This window comes from Rhodococcus sp. P4_C10, from assembly GCF_056402135.1.
On the sequence record NZ_JBFUHZ010000054.1, the window covers coordinates 40,917 to 57,211 of the forward strand.

Genomic DNA, 16,295 nt, shown 5'->3' on the forward strand with positions numbered 1-16,295 from the left:
CCGATGGGGCCGGAGCGACTAACCTGACAGGCATGGCAGGTAAGACCGGCACCCGATCCACGCAGACCCCGACGACCTCAGGGCGCGCCACAGCGCCGCGAGGATCGTCGGGGTCTTCGTCGTCGAGGGCCGGCTCGACGAGGGGCGGGGGAGCGAAGCCCCGGTCCGGCGGTCGCACCACCAAGACCGTCACCACCCCGCGCAAGCCGACCGCGCCGCGCACCACGCGCAGCAACGCCACCGCTCGCAAGCCCTCGTCGAAGTCCGCCCGCGGACCGCTTCAGGTGGTCGGGAGCGGCCTGAGCAGCGGCTGGACCATGGTCGCCCGCGGTGTCGGCGCCACCACCCGCACCGTCGGCAAAGCCGCCGACATCGAGCACGGCCACCGCCGCGACGGCATCGCGCTCGGCCTGATCGCGGTCAGCGTCGTCATCGCCGCCGCCATGTGGTTCGCGGCCGGGGGACCGGTCGGCGGCTGGATCGAGACGGGGGTCCGGGCACTGTTCGGCGGCGCCGGCGCGGTGCTGCCGCTCGTCGGCGTCGGGGTTGCGGTGGCGTTGATGCGCACCGAGCCCAAGCCCGAGGTGCGGCCGCGACTGGTGCTCGGGTCGCTGCTGATCGGGCTGCCCCTGCTCGGGATCTACCACGTCATCAGAGGTACCCCGACCGACGCGTCGGGTCGCGCGGAGGGCGCCGGCTTCGTCGGGTACGTCGTCGGCGGGCCGCTGACCGACGGCCTGACCATGTGGTTGTCCGTCCCGTTGCTGCTGCTCGCGCTGGGCTTCGGTGTCCTGCTGATCACCGGGACCACCGTCCGGGAGGTCCCGGAACGGCTGCGCACCATGCTGGGCACGGGCCAGCACCACGGCGACGAATACGAACCGTACGACGAGGAGACCTACGACGCCGACGGGGAGGACGTCGACTACGGGCACGACGACCTCGACGACCTGCGCACCCTGCGGCCGACGCGCCGGCACCCGCGCTCCCGTAAGGACCCCGAGGACTACGACCCGGAGCTGTTCGACGCCGACGGCTACCCCGTCGACGACGCGGCCGCCGCCCGGCCGGCCGGCAACTACCCGGTCGAGGAGACCGCCGACGACGCCCTCACCGAGGTCATCGCGGCGGCGCCGATCGCGCCTGCCCCGGCCGCGGTGCGCCCGCGTCCGGCGCCGAAGGTGGCACCGACGCCCCCGAAGCCGCGGCCCGCGCCGGAACCGGAGGACGACGAGCCGGAGATGACGGTCGCCGACCGCGTCATCGAGGGCGACTACACGCTGCCGCCGACCGACCTGCTGATCGAGGGCGACCCGCCGAAGACCGGCAGCGCCGCGAACGACGCGATGATCGAGGCCATCACCGAGGTGCTCGACCAGTTCAAGATCGACGCGGCCGTCACCGGTTTCACCCGCGGCCCGACGGTCACCCGCTACGAGGTGGAGCTCGGCCCCGGTGTCAAGGTCGAGAAGATCACCGCGCTGGCCCGCAACATCGCGTACGCCGTCGCCACCGACAACGTGCGCCTGCTCGCCCCGATCCCCGGCAAGTCCGCGGTCGGCATCGAGGTGCCCAACACGGACCGCGAGATGGTCCGGCTCGCCGACGTGCTCGCCGCGCCGTCCACCCGCAAGGACCACCATCCGCTGGTGATCGGCCTGGGCAAGGACATCGAGGGCAACTTCGTCAGCGCCAACCTGGCGAAGATGCCGCACCTGCTGGTGGCCGGCTCCACCGGTTCCGGTAAGTCGAGCTTCGTGAACTCGATGCTGGTCTCGCTGCTGGCCCGCGCCACCCCGGACGAGGTCCGGATGATCCTGATCGACCCGAAGATGGTGGAACTGACCCCGTACGAGGGCATCCCGCACCTGATCACGCCGATCATCACCCAGCCGAAGAAGGCCGCGGCGGCGTTGGCGTGGTTGGTCGAGGAGATGGAGCAGCGCTACCAGGACATGCAGGCCAACAAGGTTCGGCACGTCGACGACTTCAACAAGAAGGTCCGGTCCGGGGAGATCACGGCGCCGCTGGGCAGCGAGCGTGTCTACCGGCCGTACCCGTACATCCTCGCGATCGTGGACGAGCTCGCCGATCTCATGATGACCGCCCCGCGCGACGTCGAAGAGGCGATCGTGCGGATCACCCAGAAGGCCCGGGCCGCGGGCATCCACCTGGTGCTGGCCACCCAGCGCCCCTCGGTGGACGTGGTGACCGGCCTGATCAAGACCAACGTGCCGTCGCGGCTGGCCTTCGCGACGTCGTCGCTGACCGACTCGCGGGTCATCCTGGACCAGCCGGGCGCGGAGAAGCTGATCGGCATGGGCGACGCGCTGTTCCTGCCGATGGGCGCCGGCAAGCCGACCCGGCTGCAGGGCGCGTTCATCACCGACGAGGAGATCTCCGCGATCGTCGACTTCGCCAAGACCCAGGCGGATCCCGAGTACACCGACGGCGTCACCGCGTCGAAGGCGGCGGACAAGAAGGACGTCGACCCCGACATCGGCGGCGACATGGACGTGCTGCTGCAGGCGGTGGAGTTGGTGGTCACCAGCCAGTTCGGGTCCACCTCGATGTTGCAGCGCAAGCTGCGGGTGGGTTTCGCCAAGGCGGGGCGCCTGATGGACTTGATGGAGACCCGCGGGGTGGTCGGCCCGTCCGAGGGGTCCAAGGCCCGTGACGTGCTGATCAAGCCCGACGAACTGGAGGGGCTGATGTGGTCGATCCGCGGCGGCGACCCGGAGGCCTCCGCCGAGGACGAGTGACGGCCGCCTCGGGTGTGAAGTCCGGTGTCCGTTTTGTGGTTGAATGAAACGCCTTGGAGGGGAGTATCCCCACCCCTGTGGCAATCCCGTCAACACGATCGGCTCCGATGCCGGTCCGGGGTTGCCGGTCGACCTGTGTCGGCGGGAGAGACCTCCGGTGTCTTGAGCATGACTACCGGAGGATGGTAAGAGATGCACATCTCACCCCTGGTCTGGGTCATCACCTGTGCGGTGATCCTGGGCCTGTTCGTCTTCGACTTCTTTGCGCACGTGCGCACCCCGCACGCTCCGACCTTCCGCGAGTCCGCATTCTGGTCCGCGGTCTACATCAGCATCGCACTGCTGTTCGGTGTCGTGGTGATCTGGATCTGGGGCGGGACCTACGGCGGTGAGTACTTCGCCGGCTACGTGACCGAGAAGGCCCTGTCGGTCGACAACCTCTTCGTCTTCGTGATCATCATGTCGACCTTCGCGGTCCCGCGGGAGTACCAGCAGAAGGTGCTGCTCATCGGCATCGTGATGGCACTGGTGATGCGCGGTGCCTTCATCGCCGTCGGCGCCGCCGCGATCAACGCCTACAGCTGGGTCTTCTACCTGTTCGGCTTCTTCCTGGTCTACACCGCGATCAAGCTGGTCAAGGACTCCGGCCACGAGGCGGAGATCGAGGAGGAACGCGAGAGCCGGATCATCCGGATGGCCAAGAAGATCCTGCCGACCACCGACGAGTACGACGGCGACAAGCTGATCACCAAGATCGACGGCAAGCGAGTGGTCACCCCGCTGCTGCTGGCGCTGGTCGCGATCGGCTTCACCGACGTGCTCTTCGCGCTGGACTCGATCCCCGCGATCTACGGCCTCACCAGCGAGGCCTACATCGTGTTCACCGCCAACGCCTTCGCCCTGATGGGCCTGCGTCAGCTGTACTTCCTGATCGGTGGGCTGCTCGAGCGGCTGGTCTACCTGTCCTACGGCCTGTCCATCATCCTGGCGTTCATCGGTGCGAAGCTGGTGCTGCACGCGCTGCACGAGAACACGCTGCCGTTCATCAACGGCGGCGAGCACGTCGCGGTGCCGGAGATCAGCACCGGGACGTCGCTGCTGGTGATCCTCGGCGTCCTGATCGTCACGACCGTGGCGAGCCTGCTCAAGACCCGCAGCACCAACGCCGCCGCGAAGGCCTGACCGCCGCGCCGGTGCTCCCGGCTCCGCACCGATGCACGGCCGGGCCGGTCCCTGGAAGGGTCCGGCCCGGCCGTCGTGCTTCTCGAGTGCTGTGTTTCTGGAGTGCTGTGTTTCTGGAGTGCTTGGGTTCAGCGGTCGCTGAGCAGGCCCATCACCGGGGTCCACTCGGTGAAGCGGGCGGCGTCGACGAGTCCGGCCCGCGCGAACGGGTCCTGGGTGAACAGTTCCCGGACGGCGGCCTCGTCGGCGGCGTCCGCGATGATCAGCGCGCCGCTGCCGTCCGCGTACGGGCCGGTGCTGACCACCGCGCCGGCGGCGACGAGTTCGGCGAGCCAACCGCGGTGGTCCGGTCGCACCTCGTCGCGGCGGTCGGACGTGGCGGCGCTATAGGTGTACTCGACGGCGAACAGGGGCATCGAAGTCTCGCTTTCGGGGTGGGGTCGGTCCGGTCAGAGGGTGAGCAGCAGGCGGGTGTTGCCGAGCGTGTTCGGCTTGACGTAGCTCAGGTCCAGGAACTCGGCGACACCGGTGTCGTAGGACCGGCACATCTCGGCGAACACCTCGGCGGTGACCGGCGTGCCCTCGATCTCCAGGAATCCGTGCCTGCCGAAGAAGTCGACCTCGAAGGTGAGCACAAACACCCGCTCGAGTTCGAGCTGGCGCGCCACCTCGATCAACTGCGCCACCACCAGGTGCCCGGCGCCGCGGCCCTTGGCCTTCGGGTCGACCGCGACGGTGCGGATCTCGCCGAGGTCGGACCAGAGCACATGCAGTGCGCCGCAACCGATCACCTCGCCGTCGACCTCCACGACCCAGAACTCCTGGACCGCCTCGTAGAGGGTGACGAGGTTCTTCTCGAGCAGGATTCGGCCCGCGTAGATGTCGATCAGGCGCTTGATCTCCGGGACGTCGGAGGTGCGGGCGCGGCGGACGATAGGTTTGTCCGGATCGGAAACGAGGGGGCCTGAAGTCATGTGCTGCACATTAGTCGGCGCGGTAAACGATATTCTGGGCCGTGTGCCGCTCCGACCTGCTTTCGCCCGCCTCGACGTCCCCGTGGGCGCGGGGGAGTTTCCCGACACCGGACGGGTGTTCGGGTGACCGCGAAGCCCCACGACGCCACCGACGGCGTCGTGGCGTCCGGATCTGAGGTTCAGGCGCACGAGCAGCCGGTGCCGTTGGTCAACATCGCCAACATCCTGACCGTGCTGCGGATCCTGCTGGTCCCGGTCTTCCTGGCGGCCCTGTTCGTCGACGACGGCCAGTCGACGACCTGGCGGATCATCGCCACCGTCATCTTCGCGGTCGCCGCCATCACCGATCGGATCGACGGCCAGCTGGCCCGGAAGTACGGGCTGGTCACCGATTTCGGAAAGCTCGCCGACCCGATCGCGGACAAGGCGCTGATCGGCGCCGCGCTGGTGGGCCTGTCCATGCTGGGCGAACTGAGCTGGTGGGTGACCGGCGTGATCGCGGCCCGTGAGCTGGGTGTCACGCTGCTGCGCTTCGCGGTGCTGCGGCACGGAGTCATCCCGGCCAGCCGCGGCGGCAAGGCGAAGACGCTGGTGCAGTCGTTCGCGATCGGCATGTACCTGCTGCCGCTGCCCGACGGCTGGGCGACCGCCAGCGCGGTGCTGATGGGGCTGGCGGTGCTGCTCACCGTCGTCACCGGCCTCGACTACGTGATCCAGTCCGTCCGGCTGCGGGCCGGCGTCCACGCCCACCACCCGACGCGGTGAGCTTCCCGCCGGCCGATCCGCTGCTGTCCGGCACCCGCGCGGCGGAACTGGTGTCGACCCTGACCGCTCGCGGACAGACTTTGGCCACCGCGGAGTCGTTGACTGCGGGCTTGCTGGCCGCCGCGGTCGCGGGCGTGCCGGGGGCCAGTCTGGTCCTGCGCGGGGGACTGGTGGTCTACGCGACCGACCTGAAGTCGACGCTCGCGGGCGTCGACCCCGCCGTCCTCGACGCGGACGGCCCGGTCGCGGAGCGCACCGCCGAGGGGCTGGCGCAGGGCGCGCGGGCGCGTTGCGGTGCCGACTGGGGCGTCGGATTGACCGGCGTTGCCGGACCGGACGAACAGGACGGGCAGCCGGTGGGTACGGTCTACCTGGGGATTGCCGGACCCGACGGGGTCGACGTGACCCGGTTGACGTTGCCCGGTGACCGATGGGCGATCCGCACCGCTGCGGTCGCGTCGGCGGTGTCCGGGCTCCTCGATCGCATGAGTGTCACCGCCCCGCGATAGGGTCGGGAACCAATTCGGGACAGTTGGACGTTTACCCAACAGTCGGGTCGGAAGAAGGAGGAGCCAGATGACGGTCCTGTTGCGTGAAGCAATCGGCGACAGTCTGCGGCGCACGCGGGTGTCGCAGAGCCGTACCCTGCGTGAAGTCTCGAGCTCCGCCAGGGTCAGCCTCGGGTACCTCTCCGAGGTGGAACGGGGTCGTAAGGAGGCGTCCAGCGAGTTGCTGGCCGCCATCTGCTCGGCCCTCGAGGTTCCGCTGTCGGAGGTGCTCTACGACGTCAGCGAGTCGCTGTCGGACGGCGGCACCGACCGTGCCGCACGGGTGCACCAGCGCGCCGATGCCGGCGCCCCGCGTGTCGGCGTGAGCCCCACGGTGCTGGACGGTCCGGCCCGGATCGCGGAGGACACCCGCATGGTGATCCCCGCGCCGAAGGCACGGGCCCTCGCGGCGGCCTAGCCGTTTGCTCGGCTGTCGCCGCATCGTGAACCGGGGCGGTGGTTCGGCCCGGCGAAGCTCCGCTGCGGGCCCTGGCATTGTAGATTCGTTACCGACCACCAGCTTTCGAACCGGCAGGGACGACGAGCAGGTAGGGCACAGCCCTAGAACCGGTGCGTGACGGTCGCGCATCGGGTCGCGCACCGCGCGGCGCATCAGATGGAGGCGGGATCAATCCATGGCTAATCCGTTCGTCAAGGGGTGGAAGTACCTGATGGCGCTCTTCAACTCGAAGATCGAGGAGAAGGCCGACCCGAAGGTGCAGATTCAACAGGCCATCGAGGACGCCCAGCGCCAGCACCAGGCCCTGTCCCAGCAGGCTGCGTCGGTGATCGGTAACCAGCGTCAGCTGGAGATGAAGCTCAGCCGCCAGCTCGACGAGGTGGAGAAGCTCAACGCCAACGCCCGGCAGGCCGTCACGCTCGCCGACCAGGCCGCCACCGCCGGCGACGTGGAGAAGGCAACCCAGTACACCAACGCCGCCGAGGCGTTCGCCGCCCAGCTCGTGACCGCCGAGCAGGGTGTCGAGGACCTCAAGGTGCTGCACGACCAGTCGCTGCAGGCTGCCGCGCAGGCGAAGAAGGCCGTCGAGCAGAACGCGATGGCCCTGCAGGCCAAGGTCGCCGAGCGCACCAAGCTGCTCAGCCAGCTCGAGCAGGCCAAGATGCAGGAGAAGGTCAGCGAGTCGCTGCGCTCGATGGACAGCACCCTGTCCGCGCCCGGCAACACCCCCAGCCTCGACGCCGTGCGCGACAAGATCGAACGTCGCTACGCCAACGCGCTGGGCTCCGCGGAGCTCGCCGGCAACTCGGTGCAGGGTCGGATGATGGAGGTCGAGCAGGCCAGCATCCAGATGGCCGGGCACAGCCGCCTCGAGCAGATCCGTGCGTCCATGAAGGGCGACGCGCTGCCCTCCGGTGGCGCCGTCGCACCGACCGCCGCGCCGGCCACCCCCGCCGCGCCGGCCACCCCCGTCACCAAGCCGGAGGCAGCGGGACCGAACGCCCAGTAGCTCGGACCACGCAGCAACGCGGACACCGTAACGACGAGGGCCGACCGGACACTGTCCCGCTGTTGCGCACGGTCTACGGCGAGATCCTGCGCGACGAGCGCCGCGACCAGGACCGCACCCTCGCCGAGGTCGCGCGCGCGGTCGGAATGTCCAAGCAGTACCTGTCCGAGGTCGAACGCGGGCGCAAGGAGCCGTCGTCGGAGATGCTGGACTCGGTGTGCGGCGCGCTCGGCCTGCCGCTCGAGCACCTGCTGGCCCGTGGCGTGCGGCGACTGGCCGTCACGCGACGGGCCGGAACGGGCGCATTGTCCGGCCCGCCGCAGGAGCGGAGCCCGCAGGTGGAACTGCTGGCCGCGTAGACGCTCTCACCCGGCGTCGCGGGTGACGATCACCTGGTCGGCCAGGCCGTAGTCGAGCGCCTCCTGTGCGGTGAAGATCCGGTCCCGGTCGGTGTCCTTGCGCAGCCGCGCCGCGTCCTGGCCGGTGTGTGCGCTGAGGATCTCCTCGGTCTGCGACCGGATCCGCAGCACCTCCGCGGCCTGGAGCGCGAGGTCCGAGATGGAGCCCTGCCCCTGGGTCGAGGGCTGATGCAGTAGGACGCGGGAGTGTGCGAGCACATACCGCCTGCCGGGCGCGCCCGCGGCGAGCAGGACAGCCGCCGCCGACGCGGCCTGACCCATGCAGTAGGTCGCGACCTGCGGGCGCAGGAACTGCATGGTGTCGTAGACCGCCAGCATCGCGGTGGTCGATCCCCCCGGGGAGTTGATGTACAGCCCGATCTCCCGGTCCGGTGCCTCCGCCTCGAGGTGCAGCAGCTGCGCCATCACGACGTTCGCGACGCCGTCGTCGATCTCGGTACCCAGGAAGATGATTCGCTCGTTGAGCAGGCGGCTGAACACGTCGAAGGACCGTTCGCCCGCCGGTGTCCGCTCGATGACGTTGGGAATCGTGTACTGGGACATCACTGCAACCCCATCCGTCCGGCGGTCGCGAAGGGCGCGATCTGAGCGAAGGAACCGACGACCGCGTCGACGATCCCGTAGTCGCGGGCCTGCTCCGGGGTGAACCAGCGGTCGCGATCGCTGTCGGCGGCGATCTCCTCGACCGGGCGGCCGGTCTCCGCCGCGAGGATCTCCTCCGACTGCCGCTTCATGTACTCCCAGTTGTCCGCCTGAATGGCAATGTCCATCGCGGTGCCGCCGATCCCGGCGGACGGCTGGTGCATCATGATTCGGCTGTGCGCCAGGCTGATCCGTTTGCCGTGCGTGCCCGAGGCGAGCAGCACCTGGCCCATGCTCGCGGCGAAGCCGAGGGCCACGGTCACCACGTCGTTGGGGATCAGCTTCATGGTGTCGTAGATGGCCAGACCGGCCAGCACGGACCCGCCGGGTGAGTTGATGTAGAGGACGACGTCGCGGTCGGCGTCGGCCGTGGCGAGCAGCACCAGTTCGGCGCACACCCGCTCGGCCATCTCGTCGTTCACCTCCCCGGTGAGCAGCAGGGTGCGCTGGCGGAAGAGTCGGTCGGTGAGTTGGTCGCGGTAGTCCAGGGGCGATTTCTCGATCATGCATCCCGTTGTATCGGGCGGATGTGGATGCGAATCGATTTGTCTGCCAAGGGCAGACGAGGCCGCGCCCAGCGCGTCGGATGTCGAGGCCCTCGGATATCGACTGGCGTCGTTCGGTCCGTCCGTGGTGTTGTCGGGCATGGAGAATCACGTTCGACCGATGCGGGCGCCAGAACTCGACCGCGCAGCGGGCGTCCTGGCGGACGCATTCACCGGCTACCCGTGGACCGACTGGTGCGTGGCGGCCGATTCCCACACCGAACGGCTCGCGGGGCTACAGCGCATCTACCTCGAACACATGGCGCTGCCGTACGGCGCGGCCTACATCGACGCGTTGGGCAGCGGCGTGGCCGCGTTCGTTCCGCCGGACATGCCGGAACCGGCCGAGAGCGTCGTCTCGAAGATCGTCGAGCTGCACGGTGACCGGGTCGGGCGACTGGTCGAGGCCGAGAATCAGCTGTCGAGGCTCCCGGCCGAACCCGACGCCTGGACCCTGGCGACCGTCGGAGTCGCCCGTGCAGGTCAGGGCGCCGGGCTGGGCGGAGCGTTGTTGAAAGCCGGCCTGGCGGAACTGGACCGGCACGAGCGCGACTGCAGTCTCGACACCTCGACCGACCGGAACCTGCCCCTCTACGAACGCCACGGGTTCGTGGTCACCGGTCACATCACGCTCGACGGCGGGCCGGACGTGTGGAGGATGCACCGACAGGCCGCACATCGGGCCCAGTCGCGTCGGGCTGGTCGCCGGGCCTAGTCGTCGACCCCGCGCGCCGCCAGGGCCTCGCCCATCGCGTCGGCCGTCCGCAGCGCCCCGATCACCACCGGGACGGCCAGCGCCCGCAGTGAGAACCCGAGTCCGCGGGCCTTGCGGGCCTCGGTCACGTCGGAGACCAGGCCGGCGAGCAGCGGGATGCAGCGCAGGGTCATCGCCAGCACCAGGCCCACCCGGTCCGGGTTGACGCCGAAGCGCCGCAACGGCGCCAGGAGGCGCTGCACGGCGTCGAGCATGTCGATCACCCGCGTCGTCAGCGTGACGAGCGCCGCGGCCGCCACGGACAGCAGCAGCACCCCGCACACCACCAGCGCGCGGCGCCAGCCCGTGAAGACCACCTGGAAGGCGCCGACGAACAGCAGCATCCACAGCACCGGGCGCAGTTGGCTCAGCGCCACCCGGACCGGGATCCGGGCCACCGCGTACGCGGCGACGAGCAGTGCCGCGGCGGGGGCCAGGTGCCAGGGCTCGCGGACCGCGGCCGTCACCGCGACCAGCGCCACCAGCAGTCCCGCGAGCTTCGCGCCCGCGGGCAACCGGTGCAGCACCGACCCGGCCGGGTGGTAGAGGCCGAGCGTGGTCATCCGATGAGGCGGCGGTAGAAGGCGATCGACTCGCCCGGCAGGCCGTCCGCGACCACTCCGCCTGCGTCGACGACCAGCACCCGGTCGAAGTCGGCGAGCAGGTCGAGTTGATGGGTCACCGCGACCACCTGCTGCGGCAGCGCCGCCAACGTCTGTGCCACCACCCGGGTGTTGCGCAGGTCCAGCAGCGTGGTCGGTTCGTCGGCGACGATCACCTCCGGTTCGGTGACCATGATCGCCGCGAGCGCGAGCATCTGCTTCTGGCCGCCGGAGAGCAGGTGCGTCGGATGCTCGGCGTGTCCGGCCAGACCGAAGTTCTCGAGCACCGCGTTCACCCGCGCGGCCCGCTCGGCCTGCGGCACCGACGTCCGGCGCAACGAGAACGCGATGTCCTCGGCGACCGTCGGCATGATGATCTGGTGATCGGGGTCGGTGAAGACGAACCCGACCTTGCGCCGGACCTTGCGGCCCTCGCGCGCGGTGTCGAGTCCGTCCACGGTGACCCGGCCGCCGCTGGGCAGCACCAGGCCGTTGATCATCCGGGCGAGCGTGGACTTGCCGCTGCCGTTGGCGCCGACGATCCCGATCCGGCGCTCGGTGAGGTTGAGGCTGACGTCCGCGAGCACCGCACGATCGCCGTAACGGTGCGAGACGGACTCGAAGCGGATCTCGGTCATGCGAGGTGGGTCAGGCGGGGTCGGCGACGGGGGCGTACGTCGTCGACCGCGGCGCCAACAGCGCCGGGTAGGCGCGGTGCACCTGCACCGCGACCAGCGCCGCCACGACGGCCTTGACCGCGTCGCCCGGCAGGAACGTGACGTTGGTGCTCAGCGCCTGCCAGAGGGTCAGGTCGGTGCGCAGCATCAGGCCGGCGATGCCGAACCCGTAGAGCACGACGATGCCGCCGAGGAGGTTGATCGCGGTCCCGACCACGACGTTGTAGCGCGGCAGCATCTTGACGGTGAGCCAGCCGATCACCGCGACCGTGGGGATCCAGCCGATCAGGAAGCCGGCGGTCGGCCCGGCCAGGGAGGTCAGCGAGGTGCGGCCACCGGCCAGCACGGGCAGTGCCAGGCCCAGCACGATCACGGTGAGCACCGCCAGCACACCCTTGCGGGGTCCAAGCAGCGCGCCGGCGAGCATGACGCCGAGCGTCTGCAGGGTGATCGGGACGCCGGAACCGCCGACGGTGATGGTGCCGGGCAGGCCCAGCGCGATGATCAGCGCGGCGAACACCGCCACCTGTGCGAGGTCACGCGCGGTGAAGGTCGGGGCGCCAGGGGTGCTGGTGGACACGGCGAAATGCTCCTCAGGAAAGGGTGGGGTAACCCGGCGAGCTTAGTTCACCGGCCGGTTGCCCAGGTCACGTCGTATTCGGGGGCACCCGCCGCAGGCGCCCCCGACCGGCCTGGGGGATCACCCTGATCTTTCCCTGATCTTGCGTCTGAGCTGGTGCTTTTCTCGTCGAGGCCTGCGAGGCTGAACGCATCGGGCCGTCGGTGCGGCGGCCGGAGCGAGTGAACGGAGAACCCTGGTGTTCTGGAAGATCGTAGGAATCGTCGCCCTGGTCTGGATCGCGTTGGCGGTTGTCGGCGCGCTGGTGAAGGGGCTGTTCTGGGTGCTGGTCGTCGGCGCCGTGGTGTTCGGGCTGTACCTGCTGTTCAAGGCGATGTCGGGCAGCGACGCCCACGACATCGACCGGATCTGACCCGCCGGGCCCGCGAGAGGCTCGGTGACCGCTGCGGGTGCCCGCGACTACGGGCATCCTGAACGGATGGAGCCGATTCCCGAGGACTGGCAGCGCGGCGTCGTGATCGTCGCCCACCCCGACGACATCGAGTACGGGTGCGCCGCGGCGGTGGCCCGGTGGACCGCGCAGGGCAAGGAGGTCCGGTACGTCCTCGCGACCAGCGGCGAGGCCGGCATCGAGGGGCTCGCGCCGGACGAGTGCCGCCGGCTGCGCGAGGACGAGGAGCGGCGCTCGGCCGCGGTCGTCGGGGTCAGCGAGGTCGAGTTCCTCGGCCACCCCGACGGCCGACTGCAGGCGGACCTGGCGCTGCGGGCCTCGCTCGCCGCGGCCGTCCGGCGGCACCGCCCGGAGTTCGTGGCCACCATGAACTTTCGTGAGACGTGGGCGCCCGGCCACCTCAACAGCGCCGACCACCGCGCGCTCGGGATCTCGGTGCTGGACGCGGTGTCCGACGCCGCCAACGCGTGGATCTTCCCCGAGCTGACCGAGTCGCCGTGGGCGGGGGTGCGCTGGGTCGCGGTGAACGTCCTGGTCGGGGCCACCCACGCCGTCGACGTCACCGAGACCGTGGCGTCGGCGGTCGCCTCGCTGACCGAACACCGGCGGTACCTCGAAGCGCTGAGCGCGACCCCGGTGGCGGAGCAGGCCGCGAACCAGATCGAGATGGCCACCGCGCCGAAGGACGGTTTCCCGGCGCAACGGGCGGTGGCCTTCGAGCTGTACTGCTACTGACCGCCCGGTCCGCCGTGGAGCGGCGCCCCGACGATCGCCCGGCCGGCGTTCGGCACCGCCTCGATGTCGAGCGGCAGCGGGTCCAGCCGCTCGCCGTCCGCGTAGGGCGTGATGACGGACCCGCCGATGCCGTCGCGCGGCGCCTCCAGCCGGACCTTGCGGGAACGGAACGTCTGCACCTCGTCGAGGTCGACATGGGTGCCCTTGTAGACGGTCGGGAACAACCGGATCAGCTTGAGCCGGCTGCCGGCGGCCACCACGGTCACGTCGAGCAGCCCGTCGTCGAAACGGGCGTTCGGGGTGATCTGCATGCCGCCGCCGTAGGAGGTGCCGTTGCCGACCGTCACCATCGCCGCGTCCAGTTCGATCGTCTGGTCGTCGAGCACGATCCGGTAGGGGATCGGCCGCAGCTGCGCCAGCTCGACGAGCATCGCGGCGTTGTAGCGCATCGGCCCGCGGGGCCACCGCATCCGGTTCGCCCGGTCGGTGACCAGCGAGTCGAAGCCGCTCGAGAGCACCGTGCCGAACCAGCGGTCGCCGGCCCGGCCGAGGTCGAGGGTAGCCACCTCGCCGTGCGCGATCACGTCGGCGGCCGCGACCGGGTCGTCGACGGGGATGTGCAGCTGACGCGCGTGGTCGTTGCCGGTGCCGCCCGGGATGATGCCCAGCGGCACACCGGTTTCGGCCAGCGCCTGCCACGCGATGCTGATCAGTCCGTCGCCGCCGGCGGCGACCAGTGCGTCGGTGCCGGCGGCGACCGCCTTGCGGGCCAGGGTGAGCGCCTCGGCGGCGTCGCGGCCCTCGATCTCGGTCACGGTGACGCCGAGTTCGCGCAGGCGGGCCACGGCGGTGGCCGCGGCCTCCGGGGCATGTCCGTTGCCCGCGGCAGGGTTGGTGAGGACGGTGACCGATCGTGTCATGGCAGCAGCTTGCCAGGGTTGAGGATGCCGGTGGGGTCGAGTGCGTCCTTGACCGCCCGCAGCACCTTGCCGCCCAGCTCGCCGATCTCGTCCAGCATCCACGGCTGGTGGTCGCGCCCGACGGCGTGGTGGTGGGTGATGGTGCCGCCCGCGGCCACGATGGCGTCGCCGGCGGCCTTCTTGGCGACGGCCCACTGCGCGAGGGGATCGGCGGCCTGCGCGCAGACGACCGTGAAGTACAGCGACGCGCCGGTGGGGTAGGTGTGCGAGATGTGACACATCACCAGCGGCGGGGTGCCCTGCCCGGCGAGCGACTCGACGAGGGCGCCGGTGACCGCGCCGCGCAGGTTCGACAGGTTGGACCAGGTGGTGGCGGTCTCGAGCGTCTCGACGACGGCGCCGGCGTTGAGCAGGGCGTCGCGCAGGTACGGCGCGTCGAACCGGCCGTGCTCCCAGTCCCGGGCCGGCTGCTCGCCGAGGGCGGTGCCGCCCGCGGCGGTGAGCACCGCGGTGGCCTCGGCGTAGCGCGACTGCACGTGCGCGGCGGTGCCCTCGAAGGTGGTGACGGACAGGCAGCCCGCGGTGGGGCTCTCGCCGCCGACCTTGGAAGCCAGGGCCAGGTTGAGACCGGTCTCGGCCTCGTCGGACAGGCGCATGACGGTCGGCGCGGCGCCGCTCTGGATCACCGTGCGCAGCGCGGCGGCGCCGGTCTCGAAGTCGGGGAACGACCAGGCCTGGTAGGCGGTGGTCTCGGGGACGGGGTGCACCCGGACCGCGACGGAGGTGATGATCCCGAGGACGCCCTCGGACCCGACGAACAGCTGACGCAGGTCGGGGCCCGCGGCGGAGCCCGGGCCGCGCCCCAACTCGAGGGTGCCGGACGGGGTGGCGACGGTGATCCGCTCGACCATGTCGTCGAACCGGCCGTAGCCGGCGGAGGCCTGACCGGAGGACCGCGTCGCGGCGAACCCGCCGATGGTGGCGAACTGGAAGCTCTGCGGGAAGTGCCCGAGCGAGAAGCCGTGCGCACCGAGCAGCGCCTCGGCCTGCGGGCCGGTGACGCCGGCCTCCAGCACGGCGATCCCGGAGACCGCGTCGAGGCTCACCAGCGCGTCGAGCCGGCGCAGGTCGAGCGCGAGCACCTCGGCGAAGGCGCCGCGGACCGGGTCGACGCCGCCGACCACGCTGGTGCCGCCGCCGAACGGGACGGCCGCGACGGACTGGTCCGCGCACCACTGCAGCAGGGCCAGGACCTCGTCGTGCGAACCGGGCAGGACCACCGCGTCGGGTGCGTCCTGGGGCTCGGTGTCCTTGCGGCGCAACAGGTCCGGGGTGCTCTTGCCGCCGGCGTGACGCAGTCGGGTCGCGTCGTCGGTGCGCACCTGCTCGGCGCCGAGCAGCGACTCGAGCGCGTCCCGGTGCGCGGGTGTCAGCGCGGTGGGGCGGAGCACGGCGTCGGACTCGGCGGGCGGCGGCGCCTGCTCGGCGGACACCCCGAGCGCGGCCTGCAGCAGGGAGACGACCTGCGGGGAGAGTTGCTTGCGGAACTCACCGACACCCCACGCGTCCCACTCCATGGTGGGAGCCTCGGTGTCGGGGCGGGCGAGTGGCGACTGCGAACGAGGCGCTGTGGTGTCGGTCATGCGTTACAGTGTTACACACGATGTCTATCCGTAACGAAGATTCCGGTGTCCGTGATGCCGCGCCCAGTGTCGACGACCTGATCCTCGACGCGGCCCGGACCTGCGTGCTCGAGTTCGGCCTGCGCCGGACCACCCTCGCCGAGATCGCCCGCCGCGCCGGCGTCAGCCGCCCGACCGTCTACCGGCGCTGGCCCGACACCCGGGCCGTGGTCGGAGACCTGCTGACCCGGGAGATCCGCCAGGCGCTGCCCGAGATGTCCGGCCCGCACGGCGCCCGCGAGCAGCTGGTGAACGGCGTCGTCGAGGTGGCGGAGAAGGTGCGCACCCACCCGCTGTTCGTGAAGATCGTCCGTTCGGACCCGGAACTGCTGGTCCCGTACATCGTCGATCGGCTCGGCGCCAGCCAGCGGGCGATCATCGACGTGCTCGTCCCCGTGGTCGACGCCGGTCAGCGCGACGGTTCGATCCGCGCCGGCGATCCCGCGGCGCTCGCCACCATGGTGCTGCTGATCGCGCAGTCCGCCGTCCAGTCCGCCGGCATCGTCGCCGACGTGCTCTCGCCCGACGCCCTGGTCGAGGAATTGCGCCTGGCCGTCGACGCCTACCTCACCCCCCGCTAGCCGCCCG

At 70.6% G+C, this 16,295-nt stretch carries 19 protein-coding genes and 1 pseudogene; 11 read left to right on the plus strand and 9 right to left on the minus strand.

The genetic code is table 11. The annotated features are described in order from the left end of the window. The first annotated feature begins 32 nt into the window (after window positions 1-32). Both AC1DWC_RS23990 and AC1DWC_RS23995 read left to right on the plus strand, forming a co-directional pair. Entirely contained in the window at window positions 33-2,762 is a 2,730-nt protein-coding gene (locus AC1DWC_RS23990) for a DNA translocase FtsK (protein ID WP_477912081.1), read from the plus strand. A gap of 192 nt (window positions 2,763-2,954) precedes the next feature. Then, complete coding sequence (locus AC1DWC_RS23995; RefSeq protein WP_477912083.1) at window positions 2,955-3,944, plus strand: TerC family protein; 990 nt, start codon at window positions 2,955-2,957, stop codon at window positions 3,942-3,944. 128 nt (window positions 3,945-4,072) lie between these two features. Here the strand turns inward: AC1DWC_RS23995 and AC1DWC_RS24000 are convergent, their stop codons facing one another. After that, window positions 4,073-4,360: a YciI family protein gene (locus AC1DWC_RS24000; protein ID WP_477912085.1), complete on the minus strand. Its 288-nt coding sequence runs from the start codon at window positions 4,358-4,360 to the stop codon at window positions 4,073-4,075. A gap of 33 nt (window positions 4,361-4,393) precedes the next feature. Further along, window positions 4,394-4,918: an amino-acid N-acetyltransferase gene (locus AC1DWC_RS24005; RefSeq protein WP_072844138.1), complete on the minus strand. Its 525-nt coding sequence runs from the start codon at window positions 4,916-4,918 to the stop codon at window positions 4,394-4,396. 159 nt (window positions 4,919-5,077) lie between these two features. Between AC1DWC_RS24005 and pgsA the strand changes: the two genes are divergently transcribed. The 5 genes and pseudogenes from pgsA to AC1DWC_RS24030 form a co-directional block, all read left to right on the plus strand. Then, window positions 5,078-5,683: a CDP-diacylglycerol--glycerol-3-phosphate 3-phosphatidyltransferase gene (gene pgsA / locus AC1DWC_RS24010; RefSeq protein ID WP_477912115.1), complete on the plus strand. Its 606-nt coding sequence runs from the start codon at window positions 5,078-5,080 to the stop codon at window positions 5,681-5,683. After that, window positions 5,680-6,192: a CinA family protein gene (locus AC1DWC_RS24015; RefSeq protein WP_072844136.1), complete on the plus strand. Its 513-nt coding sequence runs from the start codon at window positions 5,680-5,682 to the stop codon at window positions 6,190-6,192. Before pgsA ends, AC1DWC_RS24015 begins: the two co-directional genes overlap by 4 nt. Before the next feature lie 67 nt (window positions 6,193-6,259). Next, a complete protein-coding gene (locus AC1DWC_RS24020; RefSeq protein ID WP_477840540.1) occupies window positions 6,260-6,649 on the plus strand; it encodes a helix-turn-helix domain-containing protein in 390 nt (129 codons plus the stop codon). A 217-nt stretch (window positions 6,650-6,866) separates the two neighbouring features. Then, window positions 6,867-7,700: a PspA/IM30 family protein gene (locus tag AC1DWC_RS24025; protein WP_477912087.1), complete on the plus strand. Its 834-nt coding sequence runs from the start codon at window positions 6,867-6,869 to the stop codon at window positions 7,698-7,700. Between the two features lie 56 nt (window positions 7,701-7,756). Beyond that, window positions 7,757-8,059, plus strand: a pseudogene (locus AC1DWC_RS24030) (helix-turn-helix domain-containing protein); the annotation flags it as partial. Between the two features lie 6 nt (window positions 8,060-8,065). On the opposite strand, the gene AC1DWC_RS24035 reads toward AC1DWC_RS24030, so the two are convergent. Together AC1DWC_RS24035 and AC1DWC_RS24040 are read right to left on the minus strand one after the other, a co-directional pair. After that, complete coding sequence (locus AC1DWC_RS24035; RefSeq protein WP_072844128.1) at window positions 8,066-8,662, minus strand: ATP-dependent Clp protease proteolytic subunit; 597 nt, start codon at window positions 8,660-8,662, stop codon at window positions 8,066-8,068. After that, entirely contained in the window at window positions 8,662-9,267 is a 606-nt protein-coding gene (locus tag AC1DWC_RS24040; RefSeq protein ID WP_072844127.1) for a ClpP family protease, read from the minus strand. Before AC1DWC_RS24040 ends, AC1DWC_RS24035 begins: the two co-directional genes overlap by 1 nt. Window positions 9,268-9,427: 160 nt before the next feature. On the opposite strand from AC1DWC_RS24040, the gene AC1DWC_RS24045 reads away from it, so the two are divergent. Beyond that, window positions 9,428-10,021, plus strand: a complete 594-nt coding sequence (locus AC1DWC_RS24045) for a GNAT family N-acetyltransferase (protein WP_477912089.1) — start codon at window positions 9,428-9,430, stop codon at window positions 10,019-10,021. Here AC1DWC_RS24045 and AC1DWC_RS24050 read toward each other — a convergent pair. The 3 genes from AC1DWC_RS24050 to AC1DWC_RS24060 are packed head-to-tail and all read right to left on the minus strand — an operon-like array spanning window position 10,018 to window position 11,919. Then, window positions 10,018-10,623 (minus strand): energy-coupling factor transporter transmembrane component T family protein, encoded by a 606-nt coding sequence (locus tag AC1DWC_RS24050; protein ID WP_477912091.1) that lies wholly within the window; start codon window positions 10,621-10,623, stop codon window positions 10,018-10,020. The two genes, AC1DWC_RS24045 and AC1DWC_RS24050, sit on opposite strands and share 4 nt — an antisense overlap. Next, window positions 10,620-11,300, minus strand: a complete 681-nt coding sequence (locus AC1DWC_RS24055) for an energy-coupling factor ABC transporter ATP-binding protein (protein WP_477912093.1) — start codon at window positions 11,298-11,300, stop codon at window positions 10,620-10,622. The genes AC1DWC_RS24050 and AC1DWC_RS24055 overlap by 4 nt, the downstream gene beginning before the upstream one ends. 10 nt (window positions 11,301-11,310) lie before the next feature. Beyond that, entirely contained in the window at window positions 11,311-11,919 is a 609-nt protein-coding gene (locus AC1DWC_RS24060; RefSeq protein ID WP_477840551.1) for a biotin transporter BioY, read from the minus strand. A 238-nt stretch (window positions 11,920-12,157) separates the two neighbouring features. Here AC1DWC_RS24060 and AC1DWC_RS24065 point away from each other — a divergent pair, with 238 nt between their 5' ends. Next, the gene (locus tag AC1DWC_RS24065) at window positions 12,158-12,331 is read left to right on the plus strand and encodes a hypothetical protein (RefSeq protein WP_169888214.1); all 174 of its coding nucleotides are present in this window, start codon (window positions 12,158-12,160) and stop codon (window positions 12,329-12,331) included. Window positions 12,332-12,397: 66 nt separating this feature from the next. Beyond that, a complete protein-coding gene (locus AC1DWC_RS24070; RefSeq protein ID WP_477912095.1) occupies window positions 12,398-13,105 on the plus strand; it encodes a PIG-L deacetylase family protein in 708 nt (235 codons plus the stop codon). Here AC1DWC_RS24070 and AC1DWC_RS24075 read toward each other — a convergent pair. Beyond that, the gene (locus AC1DWC_RS24075; RefSeq protein ID WP_477912097.1) at window positions 13,099-14,025 is read right to left on the minus strand and encodes a diacylglycerol kinase; all 927 of its coding nucleotides are present in this window, start codon (window positions 14,023-14,025) and stop codon (window positions 13,099-13,101) included. The genes AC1DWC_RS24070 and AC1DWC_RS24075 overlap by 7 nt on opposite strands. Next, window positions 14,022-15,602, minus strand: a complete 1,581-nt coding sequence (locus AC1DWC_RS24080) for an FAD-binding oxidoreductase (protein ID WP_477912117.1) — start codon at window positions 15,600-15,602, stop codon at window positions 14,022-14,024. Before AC1DWC_RS24080 ends, AC1DWC_RS24075 begins: the two co-directional genes overlap by 4 nt. An 86-nt stretch (window positions 15,603-15,688) precedes the next feature. On the opposite strand from AC1DWC_RS24080, the gene AC1DWC_RS24085 reads away from it, so the two are divergent. After that, window positions 15,689-16,288, plus strand: a complete 600-nt coding sequence (locus AC1DWC_RS24085) for a TetR/AcrR family transcriptional regulator (RefSeq protein WP_477912099.1) — start codon at window positions 15,689-15,691, stop codon at window positions 16,286-16,288. The last annotated feature ends 7 nt before the right edge of the window (window positions 16,289-16,295 follow it).

Excerpts from the sequence above, each read along its gene's own strand:
- AC1DWC_RS24000 (WP_477912085.1), bottom strand. The coding sequence starts at position 4,360 with ATGCCCCTGTTCGCCGTCGAGTACACCTATAGCGCCGCCACGTCCGAC.
- AC1DWC_RS24050 (WP_477912091.1), bottom strand. The coding sequence starts at position 10,623 with ATGACCACGCTCGGCCTCTACCACCCGGCCGGGTCGGTGCTGCACCGG.
- AC1DWC_RS24025 (WP_477912087.1), top strand. The coding sequence starts at position 6,867 with ATGGCTAATCCGTTCGTCAAGGGGTGGAAGTACCTGATGGCGCTCTTC.
- AC1DWC_RS24080 (WP_477912117.1), bottom strand. The coding sequence starts at position 15,602 with ATGGAGTGGGACGCGTGGGGTGTCGGTGAGTTCCGCAAGCAACTCTCC.
- AC1DWC_RS24040 (WP_072844127.1), bottom strand. The coding sequence starts at position 9,267 with ATGATCGAGAAATCGCCCCTGGACTACCGCGACCAACTCACCGACCGA.
- AC1DWC_RS24085 (WP_477912099.1), top strand. The coding sequence starts at position 15,689 with ATGTCTATCCGTAACGAAGATTCCGGTGTCCGTGATGCCGCGCCCAGT.
- AC1DWC_RS24035 (WP_072844128.1), bottom strand. The coding sequence starts at position 8,662 with ATGTCCCAGTACACGATTCCCAACGTCATCGAGCGGACACCGGCGGGC.
- AC1DWC_RS24075 (WP_477912097.1), bottom strand. The coding sequence starts at position 14,025 with ATGACACGATCGGTCACCGTCCTCACCAACCCTGCCGCGGGCAACGGA.
- AC1DWC_RS24070 (WP_477912095.1), top strand. The coding sequence starts at position 12,398 with ATGGAGCCGATTCCCGAGGACTGGCAGCGCGGCGTCGTGATCGTCGCC.
- AC1DWC_RS24055 (WP_477912093.1), bottom strand. The coding sequence starts at position 11,300 with ATGACCGAGATCCGCTTCGAGTCCGTCTCGCACCGTTACGGCGATCGT.
- AC1DWC_RS23990 (WP_477912081.1), top strand. The coding sequence starts at position 33 with ATGGCAGGTAAGACCGGCACCCGATCCACGCAGACCCCGACGACCTCA.
- AC1DWC_RS23995 (WP_477912083.1), top strand. The coding sequence starts at position 2,955 with ATGCACATCTCACCCCTGGTCTGGGTCATCACCTGTGCGGTGATCCTG.
- AC1DWC_RS24005 (WP_072844138.1), bottom strand. The coding sequence starts at position 4,918 with ATGACTTCAGGCCCCCTCGTTTCCGATCCGGACAAACCTATCGTCCGC.
- AC1DWC_RS24045 (WP_477912089.1), top strand. The coding sequence starts at position 9,428 with ATGCGGGCGCCAGAACTCGACCGCGCAGCGGGCGTCCTGGCGGACGCA.
- AC1DWC_RS24020 (WP_477840540.1), top strand. The coding sequence starts at position 6,260 with ATGACGGTCCTGTTGCGTGAAGCAATCGGCGACAGTCTGCGGCGCACG.